The 12,855-nt window shown below is 40.7% G+C and carries 15 protein-coding genes; 9 read left to right on the top strand and 6 right to left on the bottom strand.

Annotation, left to right across the window (positions count from 1 at the left end; translation table 11 throughout):
• Positions 1–9 precede the first annotated feature (9 nt).
• On the bottom strand, positions 10–891 hold the full coding sequence (locus FWE23_05570; GenBank protein MCL2844903.1) for a hypothetical protein: 882 nt from the start codon (positions 889–891) through the stop codon (positions 10–12).
• A gap of 378 nt (positions 892–1,269) precedes the next feature.
• Here FWE23_05570 and FWE23_05565 point away from each other — a divergent pair, with 378 nt between their 5' ends.
• On the top strand, positions 1,270–2,166 hold the full coding sequence (locus FWE23_05565; GenBank protein ID MCL2844902.1) for a hypothetical protein: 897 nt from the start codon (positions 1,270–1,272) through the stop codon (positions 2,164–2,166).
• Between the two features lie 59 nt (positions 2,167–2,225).
• On the opposite strand, the gene FWE23_05560 is transcribed toward FWE23_05565, so the two are convergent.
• Genes FWE23_05560 through FWE23_05550 form a run of 3 tightly spaced genes read right to left on the bottom strand, consistent with a single transcriptional unit; the run spans position 2,226 to position 5,325 of the window.
• Positions 2,226–3,389, bottom strand: a complete 1,164-nt coding sequence (locus tag FWE23_05560) for a DUF1343 domain-containing protein (protein MCL2844901.1) — start codon at positions 3,387–3,389, stop codon at positions 2,226–2,228.
• 2 nt (positions 3,390–3,391) lie between these two features.
• A complete protein-coding gene (locus tag FWE23_05555) occupies positions 3,392–4,396 on the bottom strand; it encodes a virulence RhuM family protein (GenBank protein ID MCL2844900.1) in 1,005 nt (334 codons plus the stop codon).
• A 56-nt stretch (positions 4,397–4,452) separates the two neighbouring features.
• On the bottom strand, positions 4,453–5,325 hold the full coding sequence (locus FWE23_05550) for a hypothetical protein (protein ID MCL2844899.1): 873 nt from the start codon (positions 5,323–5,325) through the stop codon (positions 4,453–4,455).
• 134 nt (positions 5,326–5,459) lie between these two features.
• Between FWE23_05550 and rsxC the strand changes: the two genes are divergently transcribed.
• Genes rsxC through FWE23_05510 form a run of 8 tightly spaced genes read left to right on the top strand, consistent with a single transcriptional unit; the run spans position 5,460 to position 11,902 of the window.
• Positions 5,460–6,809, top strand: coding sequence for an electron transport complex subunit RsxC (gene rsxC, locus FWE23_05545; GenBank protein ID MCL2844898.1), 1,350 nt, complete (start codon positions 5,460–5,462; stop codon positions 6,807–6,809).
• A gap of 1 nt (position 6,810) precedes the next feature.
• Positions 6,811–7,875 carry an RnfABCDGE type electron transport complex subunit D gene (locus FWE23_05540; protein MCL2844897.1) on the top strand — a complete coding sequence of 355 codons (1,065 nt, stop codon included), beginning with the start codon at positions 6,811–6,813 and terminating at the stop codon, positions 7,873–7,875.
• A complete protein-coding gene (locus FWE23_05535; protein ID MCL2844896.1) occupies positions 7,872–8,585 on the top strand; it encodes an FMN-binding protein in 714 nt (237 codons plus the stop codon). The genes FWE23_05540 and FWE23_05535 overlap by 4 nt, the downstream gene beginning before the upstream one ends.
• Positions 8,575–9,174, top strand: a complete 600-nt coding sequence (locus tag FWE23_05530; GenBank protein MCL2844895.1) for an electron transport complex subunit E — start codon at positions 8,575–8,577, stop codon at positions 9,172–9,174. The genes FWE23_05535 and FWE23_05530 overlap by 11 nt, the downstream gene beginning before the upstream one ends.
• Before the next feature lie 5 nt (positions 9,175–9,179).
• Positions 9,180–9,836, top strand: coding sequence for an electron transport complex subunit RsxA (locus tag FWE23_05525; protein ID MCL2844894.1), 657 nt, complete (start codon positions 9,180–9,182; stop codon positions 9,834–9,836).
• Positions 9,837–10,874 (top strand): RnfABCDGE type electron transport complex subunit B, encoded by a 1,038-nt coding sequence (locus FWE23_05520; protein MCL2844893.1) that lies wholly within the window; start codon positions 9,837–9,839, stop codon positions 10,872–10,874.
• Positions 10,875–10,894: 20 nt separating this feature from the next.
• A complete protein-coding gene (locus FWE23_05515; GenBank protein ID MCL2844892.1) occupies positions 10,895–11,650 on the top strand; it encodes a hypothetical protein in 756 nt (251 codons plus the stop codon).
• Positions 11,651–11,902 carry a DUF2892 domain-containing protein gene (locus FWE23_05510; protein MCL2844891.1) on the top strand — a complete coding sequence of 84 codons (252 nt, stop codon included), beginning with the start codon at positions 11,651–11,653 and terminating at the stop codon, positions 11,900–11,902. It begins immediately after the preceding gene.
• 360 nt (positions 11,903–12,262) lie between these two features.
• Here the strand turns inward: FWE23_05510 and FWE23_05505 are convergent, their stop codons facing one another.
• Positions 12,263–12,643, bottom strand: a complete 381-nt coding sequence (locus tag FWE23_05505) for a hypothetical protein (protein ID MCL2844890.1) — start codon at positions 12,641–12,643, stop codon at positions 12,263–12,265.
• A gap of 3 nt (positions 12,644–12,646) precedes the next feature.
• Positions 12,647–12,855: hypothetical protein (locus tag FWE23_05500; GenBank protein ID MCL2844889.1), on the bottom strand; the 209-nt coding region annotated here is incomplete at its 5' end.

Below are 12,855 nucleotides of genomic sequence, written 5' to 3'. Positions count from 1 at the left end.
TAACTTGCTCTAAAGATTCCCAAAATGATTTGTGAATTCCTCTTCTAAAAATCGTTGTAGCGGTATTCTAAATTCAATAAGGCACGATTCATCTCGTATCATCGTCCCTATAATAATTGTATTAGCAGTTTCCCTTGTTCTAGGGAAGCCGCCTGTTCTAACAAAACTATTAAAGGATTCTATAACATACGAACGATACATACTTCCAAAGCTAGCGAGAGTTGCTAATGCTCGATGTTGATTATCATATTCAGAGCTTTCTGTTTGAATTAACTGTCTCAATGAATCTGGAGATAACCTAAAAGTATTAGCGTCAATTCTAACATTCCTAGACCAAGAACGCACTGTATCCAATGCCACAATAAACGTTTCACTACACATACTAGGCAGTAGCAAAATCCGCACTTGCTCTGCTCGTTGTTCTGCCGCTATACGCGCCCTTTCTTGTTCTTCACGCCTTTGTCCTTCCTCTTGCTCTTGCATTAACTGTCTTTCAACAGGAGTCATCAAACTCCTTGCGGCGGTCAAATCTCTTCCAAGCCTCTCAACTCTTGCTTGAAAGGCAGTTGCGTTTATTATACCGTTATTTGCCGCCATTTGCGCCGCAGGGAAAAACTCTTGATATTGGAATACCACCTCACGCCTTTTTTCTCTGTCGTTTGGAAGGTTTTCAAGCCTTCTAATCTGCGCAAACATATTATTGCGACGATTAACAGAAGGTGTATCGTGTGCAGGCATATCTTGTGTAGTTTCTCTGAAAAAATTTATCATAAGTTCTACAAACCTTCGTTCATACGCGCTAAGCGCCTGAGCAAACACACTCCCCGCTACAACCAATACCGCCATCATTGCGGCAACTACCAATCTTTTCATAAAAACACACCTTTCCACCGTTTCTAACGGCAAGTTAATTAAAGTTAAGCAAAAACAGCGGGAAAGGCTGTTCTGCCAAAATTCATGTTTCTTGCGATAAAAGATGAATATGTACCTGTACTTTAATTGTACCGAAAAGCCTCCGACAAAACAGCCCAAAAGTGTTTTGATGACTTTTCGATAAAAAGAAATTTTTCAAAGAACAGATACAAAGCCAAGAACTAAATCTCGACGATTTATCTTTTATCGCACCCATAAAATAATTTTTGCGTGCACCGAATTGTAAAAAAAACATTGAATTGTTGTTTTTTTCACGCACATTATACTGTGCAAGTACTATATTAACAGTGCAAAAGTGGTAATTAAATAGAACATATAAAAAAGGAGTATCTATTAATGACAAAACATTCAAGTTGGCTTATTCCTTGTAAAGATTGGTTTTTAGTTGATATAGCCTTTGAAAAAGTGCAAAAATTAGAATGGGCACAAAATAGGTTTTTGCTGGGTATGAAAGAAGGAGATATTGTTTATATTTATAAAACAAAACCATATTCAGAAATTAAATATAAAGCTATAATTACAAAAGTAAAAATTAAATATTCAGATTTACAATTTAATGATAGTGAATTTATAATAAAAAAAAGAAATTACAAAGAAAAAGATTTATTTTTTGAGTTTGAATTTTGTAATGATTTACCTCAAAAGAAAATAACTTTTAAAATGTTAGAAGATTGGGGTTTTTCAATTCCTCAATCTAAAAAATTACCCAATACTGTCGCAGAAAAAATTGCAAATGCTTTTGCATTTGATTTGTTGGACAATGATGATAATCAAATTCAAGAAAAAATAAATTTAGCTGAACCTGCAACTACACAACAAGCAGAAAATTCTTCAAAAAGAACTCTTGATATTGTGGGAAATAAAAATAGTGAAGCCGTTCAAAGAGATATAAAATATTCTAAATATGTTTTGAAAGAGGCAAATTACGTCTGTCAAATAAAAAGTTCTCATACAACATTTTTAACTAACCTCGGCTTTCAATACATGGAAGGGCACCATTTGATACCTTGTACGGTGAAAAATGCTAAAGATTTTGAAAAAAAATACAATGTAAATATAGATTGTGTAGAAAACATAGTATGTATTTGTCCTACCTGCCATAGAGCAGTACACTTTGGAGATTCTGAAGTAAAAAAAATGTTAGTAAAAGAAATGTTTAGCCAACATAAAGAAATTTTGAAGAATATAGGAATTGATATAACTGAAGACGAATTGCTAAAATTGTATATATAGGACTTCGCCCAAGATACCCTATTAGGGAGCGTAATACCATACGCCGCCCCTGCGGTTTTCTAAAAATCTCTCGCCGAACTATCCGCCAAATACTCCCGAAGCGAGCTGTCGCCCCAAACAATATCGAGCGGCATATTTACGTATTCGTACTCGTAAGGCGGTGGGTTAAGTAAAAAATCGTCGGGCGAAGTCAGCGCGATTGATTTCAGTATCGCAACGCTTGTTTTCACGGGCTTAAATTTCGCCAAATCCGTAATGTGAATTTGAAAGCCTACGCAATCGTGTTTTTGCAAGGTTTTATCGTCGGTTTTTCCGCAAACTCGATTATCCGCTCCCGAATATTTGTTGAATGTCGGAGAAAAATCGTGTCGTCTCAGAATGCAACCGTCTATATTGAACGAATTAAATGTTTGCAGAAATTCCGCGGGCTTAATATACGGCGCGCCGAAAAACTCAAAGGGCTTGCAAGTTCCTCTTCCCTCCGAAACATTGGTGGTTTCGAGCAAAACCTGCCCGGGATATACAATCGCGGTATCGACGGTCGGCATATTCGGCGACGGAATTACCCAGGGAAGCCCCGTTTCTTCAAATTTCATATTTATGTCGTAGTTTTGCATTTCAACAACATTCAAATTAAGGTTTGGAAAAAATTCGTTCTTGAACATTTTGGCGATTTGTCCGATAGTTTTTTTGTGAGCCATTTTAATTTGCGCGCCGCCGACAAAACTGAAATATTTCGGTTGCAACACCGCGCCCTCTTCCTCAAAAAAGCCGATAGGATTAGGTCTGTCCAAAACAAGCATTTCTATCCCAAGTTTTTCGCAAACGCCCGCGCATTCTTTCATTGTCCAGATGTATGTGTAAGGTCTTGCGCCAACATCCTGCAAATCGACAATAAGACAATCGACCCCTGAAAGCATTTCGTCCGAGGGCGTGCGGGTTTGTCCGTAAAGCGAGTAAACGCTTGCGGTGTTTTTCGCCGATTTTTCATCACGGGGGGCGACCGTCGCCTCCCACTCTATCATATTATCCTGAGTTTGCCCGAAAAGTCCGTGTTGAGGACCGAAAATCGCTTTGATGTTCGCGCCTTTTTTCTGCAAAATGTCGATTATGTGATTAAGTTTTGCATCTACCGAAGCCGCGTGGCATAAAATTGCAATGTTTTTTTTGCCGATGTATTTGTCGATATTCGCCGACAGTTGCGCTAGTCCTGTGATTACCATATTCACTCCTTGCATATTTTTATTGTTTTATCAAAATCAGAAACAATCTTTTGAATTTTATTAAACTCATCATATTCAGCCTCTGCTTTTTCTTCTGCTTCTCCTTTTGAAATTTTGCCTTTACCATCCAAAATCTTGAATTTTCTGAATGATAAAAATTCATTTACGCTTTGTGCAAATTCTGCCATACTAAAGGCGTTTTCTTGCTCTATTACATCTTCAATATAGTCAAAATAACCGTTTACCGCTCTTTCCAAACGCCTGATTTCTGTTTCCGACAAATAGTTTTTCGCTATTTTAACATCTGATTTAAGAATTCGTCCTTCGGGTGCGTTTTTCCAAGTTGTAAGTCCCATATTTTCTTTGTTTCTGTCAGCTTTTGTGTAAATAATTTCCGCCGCCGTTTGTCCTGTAATGGCAAAATGGAATTTATTTTGCACCATTGCGTAAAAATCGTGGGTTGTTAAAGAATTTTTGTTGTAATCAATACTGCATTCGGCGAAAATATCCGTAATTTGTTGCCATATTCGCCGCTCGCTTGCACGAATGGAACGAACGCGCTCCAAAAGTTCGCGAAAATAATCTTTTCCGAAAGCGGTTTTGCCGAGTTTTAGGCGTTCGTCGTCAAGAATAAAGCCCTTGGTGATAAATTCTTTCAGTGTTTTGGTTGCCCAAATACGAAAAGCGGTTGCTTTTTTTGAATTAACGCGATAGCCGACAGCGATAATTGCATCGAGATTATAGAATTTAGATTCATTTGTTTGCGTTTTATCTGCTATTGCTCCGTGTTGAGTGGTATGTGCAAAAAATGCACTAACCACTTTTTCGTCAAGTTCTTCTTCTTCAAAGATATTCTTTAAGTGTCTTCCTATTGACGTTCTATCCACGTCAAACAACTGTCCCATTGCTTTTTGGGATAGCCATATTGTTTCGTCTTTTACGACAACATTAACATTCACATCTCCCTGCGGGGTGTTGTATATTAAAAATTGCATTTCTTTGTTCATTTATTCTCCGTTTTTAGCAAGAAAATACGTTTTGAGCGACGAGCGCCACCCTTTTTTCATTCCGCAAACGGGATTTCTTCGTGCAGGAAATACCATTGAACGTAATGCTCGCGCAGAACGCTTTCGAGATTGTTGTACATTTGCTGAATTGGGTTGTCGGATTTTGGGTCTATCGGCAGGAGTTTCATTTCGTAGTTTTTGCCGTGTCTTATCATAAATACGGTGAAAACGCTGACGTTGTCGCTTGCGAATTTCAGAAGTTTATCTAATCCTGCGCCGCCTAATACTTTTTTGTTGAAAAGATTTACGGGTTTTGAGTAAGGCGTTTCTTCGTCGAAAACTGAAAAGAGAACTTCTTTTTTACTTAAAACTTGCGCCATTGCCAAAGCGCCCTGCGAATTGGGTTTGCCGAGTTCTATAAAGTTTATTTTTGCGAAAAGTCCGCTCTTTTCCATATTGTCGGCAAAGGCGCGAATTCTGTCGGACAAGTTTTGCGTACTGAATTTAAGGACGGCGTTTGCGGGGACTTTCATAAGCGATATTGTCGGCGTTATACATTCCACGCCGCCGAAATGCGGGGTTGCTATAAGAACCGCCCCATCTTTAAGCGCGGTCTCTATTTGCGATTGAGCCTTGGAAAAATCTATCCGTTCTTTAATAAACTCGGCAAGTTGCGCGGGCGCTCCCGTAAGCGGGAAAATTTTTTCGGCGTAATGATAAACTATATTATCGCGCACTTCTTTTATTGTTGCTTCGTCGCTCGGCAAGCCGAAACTCGCCAAATTTTGTTTTATAGTTTCACTCTCCTCAACGTTTTGAGCGTAGTAAACATTTCCTGCCTCAAGCAAGATTTCTTTTGTTTCGTCAAACGATTTCCCTGCTATCTTTTGCAAGATTTCGGTTGACTGCAACGTTTTGCTTATTCCCATATATTTCCGCCTTTTTTTTGCTTTTTTTACGAAAAGATACTATATGTATATGCCCAAAAAGTATTTTTATGCGAATTTTTATATAAATTTGTGCAATTTTATACAAATTTTTTATGGAGGTCAGAAGTAATATATTGTTTAGAAGATATACTTTTCCGGGCGGAATTCACCCCCCACATAATAAAGATGCAACTCAAGGCTTGACTATCGAAAGATATCCTCTGCCGCAAAAAGTCATCATTCCGACTGTAATGCACATAGGAACTCCTGCAAAGGTAATCGTGAAAAAAGGCGATAAAGTTGCAAAAGGACAATGCCTTGCCGAAGCGGACGGACACGTTTCTTCTCCTGTATTTTCATCCGTTTCGGGTGTTGTCAATACTGTGGGAATTTTTCCGCACGCGTCAGGACAGTCGATTGCGGGAATAGAAATTTTAAGCGACGACCAAAACGAAGAGCATCGCTTTGAACCTATAAAAAACTGGAAAACTCAGGCGCCGCAAACCTTAATCGCAAGAATAAAGGACTGCGGAATTGTGGGAATGGGCGGTGCAGGGTTTCCTGCGCACGTAAAACTTTCGCCGCCGCCCGACAAAACTATAGACGCACTCATAATTAACGCCGCCGAATGCGAACCGTATCTTACAAACGACCATCGCCTTATGTTAGACCGTCAAGAGAAACTTCTTAACGGAACAAAAATATTTCAAAAAATATTAGGCGTACAAAAAGTCTTTATTGCAATAGAAAAAAACAAGCCAGAAGCGATTGCTTCGCTTAAGCGCTTAACTGCCCCAAACACGGAATTCCGTGATATAAAAGTCGTTGCACTCAGAACAAAATACCCGCAAGGCGGCGAAAAACAATTGGTTTATGCGGTTCTGAAACGAGAAATCCCGAGCGGTAAGCTAACTTCGGACGCAGGTTGCGTAGTGCAAAACGTGGCATCTACCGTAGCCGCTTACAACGCAGTAGTGCTGGGAATTCCGCTTACCGAAAGAATTATCACAATAACGGGCGACGGCGTAAAAAGACCGGGAAATTATCTTATTCCTGTAGGAACAAGCGTTCGTGAAATTTTAGAATATTGCCAAACCGACTTTACAAACACAAAAAAAGTTATTATGGGCGGTCCTATGATGGGCGTTTCGCTGTCATCGCTGGATGTTCCCGTTATGAAACAGACATCGGGACTTTTGGTTTTGAGCAAATCTTCTCCCGGAATGTGCGAAAACAACTGCATTAACTGCGGACTTTGCGTAAGTAAATGTCCTGCGCGGCTTGTTCCCTCGATACTTGCAAAATATTCCCGAAAACTTATGCTTGAACAGGCTATAGCAAACAACATCAGAGATTGTATGGAGTGCGGATGTTGCTCATATCTTTGCCCGTCAAAGGTAAACATTTTGCATAAAATTCGTTTTGCGAAAGACGCTATCATTCGCGAAAACGCTAAAAAATCATCAACCAAGCAGGGAAAATAAAATGACAGAGGTTAATTTACTACATATTTCGTCTTCGCCGCATATAAGAAACAGCCGCACGGTGCCAAAAATTATGCTCGACGTGATTATTGCGCTTATGCCTGCAATGGTTGGAGCAGTAATGTTTTTTGGGGTAAGAGCGCTTTTTATTACGCTCTTGGCAGTTGCCACCGCCGTAATAACCGAACATATTATATCGGTATTTATGATGAAAAGAAAAACTTCGATAGGCGATTTAAGCGCAGTTATTACGGGAATTCTTTTAGCGTTTAACCTGCCTGTTGCAATAAGTCCGCTTTTAGTTATTGTCGGAACGGTTTTTGCTATCGGCGTTGCAAAAATGGCATTCGGAGGTTTGGGGTGCAACTTCATAAACCCCGCGCTTGCAGGTCGCGCGTTTTTGATGGCGTCGTATCCTGCGGCTATGACAGGCAGCATTTTCGCACAAAATGTTTCGGGAGGATTTGTAAACATACATTTGTCGGGCTTTAAACTTGATACCGTATCAAGCGCCATAGCAATAGACGGAATTTCGGAGGCAACACCGCTTGCCGCGCTCAATATTTTGCAGAATGCAGGCATTAACCTGCAAGTTTTACAAGAAGCGCTCGTACCTCTATTTTGGGGAAATGTCGGCGGAACTATCGGTGAAACATCGGCTTTTGCTCTTCTTTTGGGCGGAATTTATTTGATATTAAGAAAAGTTATACACCCGATTGTACCTTTAATATATATAGGCGGCATATTTTTGATTTATTGGCTATTTTCGGGAAGCAACGCCAGCCTTTTCAACGCGACGGCGCTTACAATTCCGACTTTCCACATACTTTCGGGCGGAATATTTTTGGCGGCATTCTTTATGATTACCGATATGACAACCACACCGATAACCATAAAAGGGCAGGCGCTTTTTGCGGCGGGTTGCGCCGTTATAACAGTTCTCATACGCTCGTTCGGCGGCTATCCCGAGGGAGCGTCTTATGCAATTTTATTTATGAACTTGCTGACCCCGCTCATAGACAGATACGTCAGACCGAAAGTTTACGGCACAGGAGGTAAAAAATGATTAAAAGCAACTCTGTTAAAATGATATTGGCTATTTTGTTTTTCTCGTTTATCGCGGCATTAACGATAAGCTCCGTCCATCAAAAAACATATCAGATAATTAAGGACAACGAAAACAAAGCAGAACAGGCATCGCTTAGAAATGTTTTGTCATACGGCGCAAACGCAAAGACGGACACGCTCGACGGCTTCGGTGAATTTTGGAGAGAATACGACAAAGACGGCAATGCCATAGGATACGCATTTATAGGGGAAACGCGCGGCTATTCGGGCATAATAAGATTTATTTGCGGTATAGATTTGGACGGCAAAATTAAAGGACTTTCCATAATAAGCCAAACCGAAACCCCCGGTCTTGGAGCAAGAATAACAGAAGCCGCTTCGGGCACTTGGTTTCCGTTCCGAAGAAGCGAAGATAATACGCCTTGGTTTGGCGAGCAATTCAGAGGAATTTTGGCGACAAAACCTATAAGCATTAACAGAACAAGCAACGAATGGCACAAATTATCCGCCTCGCAAAGAGACGATTTGCTGAGAAAAAACGAAATTACGCTTATCACAGGCTCGACAATAACTGTCAGAGTGATAAAAGAAGAACTTTCGGCAAGAGCGCAAAAACTTATGGCTTTGCTTGCTGTAAACAAATATTCACAGCCAAACAAAGAGCCGTACGCCGAAGATTTAACGGAGGACGAAACTGATGTTCAATAAATTCATACAAGAACTAAAAAGAGGCGTTATAAAAGAAAATCCCATACTGATATTGGGACTTGGGCTTTGTCCGACGCTCGGCGTAAGCACTTCCGTCCAAAACGGGATAGGAATGGGCGTAGCGACAACGGCAGTGCTTATCGGTTCAAATACTATAATTTCGCTTTTCAGAAATTTAATCCCCGCCAAAGTGCGAATTCCCTGCTATATTGTAATTATTGCGACTTTTGTTTCCGTGATTGAACTGCTTATTAAGGCATATTCTCCCGAACTCAACACAAGTTTGGGGATATTTATTCCGCTGATTGTCGTAAATTGTATAATTTTTGCAAGAGCCGAGTCGTTTGCCGCAAAAAATCCCGTGTTCCCGTCAATAACCGACGGGCTTGTTATGGGGATAGGCTACACTCTGGCGATTGTGGTCGTAAGCGCCATTCGCGAATTTTTGGGCGCAAACAGATTGCTCGGACTAACGGTTATCCCCGATTTTTCACCTATGACAATATTTATTTTAGCGCCTGGCGGGTTCTTCTCAATTGCGTTAGTATTGGCTATAATAAATCACATTAAATTGAGAGGTGCAAAATGAGTGAAATGCTTGTAGTTTTTATGCAAATATCAATCGGCGCCATATTTATCTCGAATTTCGTTTTGTCGAGGTTCTTGGGTTTGTGCCCGTTTTTCGGTGTATCAAAAAAGCTGTCGACCGCTTTAGGAATGGGGCTTTCCGTTACATTTGTTATGGTCGGCTCAACGCTGTTCGCTTACCCGTTTAACGAATTTATTCTTAAGCCAATGATTATCGACCCTGAAACACAAATGCGAATAGGCGGGGGAATTACAACAAACGGTATGGAATATTTTCAAACCATTTCCTTTGTTTTGATTATTGCGGCGTTCACCCAAGTCGTAGAAATGATGTTGAAAAAATTTTCTCCGATGCTTTACGAATCTTTGGGAGTATTTTTACCCCTGATGGCGACAAACTGCGCTATTTTGGGCGTGGCGTTGCTTAACGTGCAAGTAAATCAATTTACAGGCGAAATCTTCCAATTTCACGGAGCGATTGTACATTCATTTATGTCGGGAGTAGGCTTCACGCTTGCAATCGTTCTTATGGCGGGGATAAGAGAACGGCTCGAATTTGCCAATGTTCCCAAAGCGCTTGAAGGCTTGCCTATATCGCTGATTGCCGCAGGACTTATGGCGATTGCGTTTTTGGGTTTTACAGGAATGTCGATAGGAGGATAAATGTTTACGACTATTTTAGCTTTTACCACACTTGCCTTAATACTCGCGATTATTATGGTTTTCGCCGATAAAAAATTTTATGTCGAAGAAAACGTGAAAGTAAAAAAAATTCTTTCGGTTCTCCCCGGAATTAACTGCGGCGCCTGCGGATTTGCAGGTTGCAAAGCATTTGCCGAAGCGCTTGCCGCTTCCGACGCAAGCGCAAAAACAAACGGTTGCCCTCCCGGAGGAGCTAATGTCGCAAGCGAAATAGCAAATATTACAGGAAGCCAATCCACGGGTCAGATTGTGCCGAAAACTGCCAAAATTCGTTGCAAAGGCGGAAGAGCAGAGGCAAAGGAACGAGCAATTTACGACGGAATTAATGATTGTTTTGCCGCTGTTTTAGTAGCGGGAGGCTCAAAAGAATGCAGTTTCGGCTGTCTTGGTTTCGGAAATTGCGTAGCCGCCTGCCCATTTGGCGCTATTTCAATAAACAAAAACCAAATAGCCGTTGTGGACAACGAAAAATGTTGCGGTTGCGTTGCCTGCGTAGCGTCTTGCCCGCGAGACCTTATAGATATTACGCCCGATTCGCAAAAAATATTTTTGGCTTGCAACAACCACAACAGAGGCGCAAACGTAAGGTCGTGCTGTTCAGTCGGTTGCACAGGTTGCACAATTTGCATAAAAGCGGTGGTCGATCCAAACGCCATAGAAATGGAAAACAATTTGCCTAAACTTAATTATAAAACAAGTGAAAACTTTATACTTGCAATGAAAAAATGCCCCTCAAACAGCTTCACAGATTTGGCAAAAGGTCGCCCTACAGTAAATATTGATATGCAATGCAACGGTTGCGGAAAATGCGTAGAAATCTGCCCCGTAAAAGGAGCAATTGTCGGAGAAAAGGGCAAACGCCACAGTGTAAACAAAAATTTGTGTATAGGTTGCGGACGTTGTATTTCATCCTGCGAAATAAGAGCAATAAGAGTTTGGGGCTCCCTTGCGCACGGCGATATTTCCCGTTCAAGCAAAAACGCAAGTTATTATTCGTAAGAGCAAGGAAAGCAATTTTTATGATTATGAATAACTTTGACCTTATGCAAATAGCCGACCGTTTGGAGTCGATGGAAGAAACAATAATTTCGCGAATTCTTGACCGTATGCAATACAAAAAAAATTCGCCCGTTTACTCGACCGACAAAGTTCTTATAAAAAACACCCTCTCCCCCTGTGCCTTTTCTCCGCTTGACTATATGCACAAGCAAATCGAGCAGATTTTTGCGCAACTCGGAAAATTCACCGTCGCCGAAGAAAAACCTTTTTTCCACGATACCACTCTGCCGATAAACGCGAATATCGTCCAAAACAAAGAGAATTTTACCAAAGATATTTTAAGCGAAATAAACATAACCGATAAAGTTAAAGCGCATTATTTGTCGTTTATAAACAATTCCTGCGAAAATGGCGACGACGGCGAATACGGAAGCACGGCGGAAGCGGATATTTCGGCGCTGGTAGCCGTTTCAAAGCGAATACACTACGGCTCTTTTTATGTTGCCGAAAGCAAATTTCTGTCTAATCCGCCCGCCTACAAAGAAGCGGTAAAAGCAAACGATAAAGAAGCCGTAATGGCAATGCTGACCCGCAAAGAAGTCGAGGAGAAAATAATTCTGCGAGTTCAAGAAAAATGCGACAAAATCCAAGACGCTTACACCTCAAAACTGCGAAAAAAAATCGACTCGTACTTAATCGGAAATTTCTACGAAAACACAATAATCCCGCTCACTAAGGAGGGGGAACTGAAATATCTTTTTGCCCGCGCCAAATAAATGACCGCCGAAAAAAAAGACCGAATACTCCGAATGCTGATAATCGCCACAGTTTTTGCGATAACGACTTTTTCTATTCCCAATAACACCGTAAAAATTTTCTCCGCCGTTATGGGAGTAGCATTTGTAATCGCCGTTGCAGTCGATTTTTGCCCGTCATATTTCGGCGTGAAAGTAAACTGCGCAGAAAAACGAAGAAAAATTTTAGTAGAAAAACAAATGAACGAGGTAGCCAAAGAGCTGGGGTTTTGAGAACAAAGCAAAAAACCTCGCTATTTTGCAAGTTTTTACACTTATACCGTGAAAAAACCACATTTTTACCGACTTTTCTCGGTACACCTGCAAGAAAATGCAAAAAAAAGGCAGACACATAGGTCTGCCTTTACAAATAACCGAAAATTCCTTACCTACTTACCCCAATCCTCGCAGAATACGAAAATCTTCGACCGTTGGGAGACGCAAGGCATTGATTACGCTCCGCTCCACGAACATACGTTTGCGTCTCTACAATGATTAGGTATGTGCCGTTGGCGACGTATCTGCCTGATTGGTTGATTAGATTCCAGACGATTGCGTTTTATAGGGGCGGGGGCTGCCAGCCCAAATATCCGCCTACTGCTTTTGATTGCGACCGAATCTCAGAAATGCTTGAACGAATACGATTACAGAAATAACACTAAACGCTATTCCTAAATACTCGTTTCCTACAAGGGCGAAAATAACAGATATAGCCATAGCAAGCAGTATTATTGAAAAAGCAATCCACATAGAATTTTTAGCAAGCGTTATTCCTTCCAAAGTTACCTTTTTTCTGATTTCCTGCTCAATATCCGCTTTATCCATCAGCCATTTAACAATAGACACGTCTATTTGCGCCAATTTTGACAATTCATCGGCGGACGGCAGTAAACTGTCATTTATTATGATATTGCGCTCTATTGCGTACATATTTTGACTTTCCGCTGTTCTGATTTGATGTTGCTCTATTGCCATTATTTACACTCTCTCCCTTGCTTCTTGCAACGCCTTGTTTATATCGCCGTAAAGCCGATATTTGTCGTTCAGCAGATTTATTTTATCGTAAATTCTTCCTTTGTATGTCGGAAAATACGAGTTCGCCAAATCGTTATAAACATCAATTGCAGTTAAATCATAACTGTTTTTTTGCATTGTATAAAAAATATTAGCCATTATACACCTCGCTT

The organism is Chitinivibrionia bacterium, from assembly GCA_009779925.1.
GTDB lineage: Bacteria > Fibrobacterota > Chitinivibrionia > Chitinivibrionales > Chitinivibrionaceae > WRFX01.
This window is presented reverse-complemented; position numbering and strand designations above follow the sequence as displayed.

What these genes read in the sequence shown, in the direction of transcription:
- FWE23_05565 (MCL2844902.1), top strand. Translation starts at nt 1,270, where the DNA reads ATGACAAAACATTCAAGTTGGCTTATTCCTTGTAAAGATTGGTTTTTA.
- FWE23_05540 (MCL2844897.1), top strand. Translation starts at nt 6,811, where the DNA reads ATGACAGAGGTTAATTTACTACATATTTCGTCTTCGCCGCATATAAGA.
- FWE23_05555 (MCL2844900.1), bottom strand. Translation starts at nt 4,396, where the DNA reads ATGAACAAAGAAATGCAATTTTTAATATACAACACCCCGCAGGGAGAT.
- FWE23_05515 (MCL2844892.1), top strand. Translation starts at nt 10,895, where the DNA reads ATGATTATGAATAACTTTGACCTTATGCAAATAGCCGACCGTTTGGAG.
- FWE23_05530 (MCL2844895.1), top strand. Translation starts at nt 8,575, where the DNA reads ATGTTCAATAAATTCATACAAGAACTAAAAAGAGGCGTTATAAAAGAA.
- FWE23_05520 (MCL2844893.1), top strand. Translation starts at nt 9,837, where the DNA reads ATGTTTACGACTATTTTAGCTTTTACCACACTTGCCTTAATACTCGCG.
- FWE23_05510 (MCL2844891.1), top strand. Translation starts at nt 11,651, where the DNA reads ATGACCGCCGAAAAAAAAGACCGAATACTCCGAATGCTGATAATCGCC.
- FWE23_05525 (MCL2844894.1), top strand. Translation starts at nt 9,180, where the DNA reads ATGCTTGTAGTTTTTATGCAAATATCAATCGGCGCCATATTTATCTCG.
- FWE23_05550 (MCL2844899.1), bottom strand. Translation starts at nt 5,325, where the DNA reads ATGGGAATAAGCAAAACGTTGCAGTCAACCGAAATCTTGCAAAAGATA.
- FWE23_05505 (MCL2844890.1), bottom strand. Translation starts at nt 12,643, where the DNA reads ATGGCAATAGAGCAACATCAAATCAGAACAGCGGAAAGTCAAAATATG.
- FWE23_05535 (MCL2844896.1), top strand. Translation starts at nt 7,872, where the DNA reads ATGATTAAAAGCAACTCTGTTAAAATGATATTGGCTATTTTGTTTTTC.
- FWE23_05560 (MCL2844901.1), bottom strand. Translation starts at nt 3,389, where the DNA reads ATGGTAATCACAGGACTAGCGCAACTGTCGGCGAATATCGACAAATAC.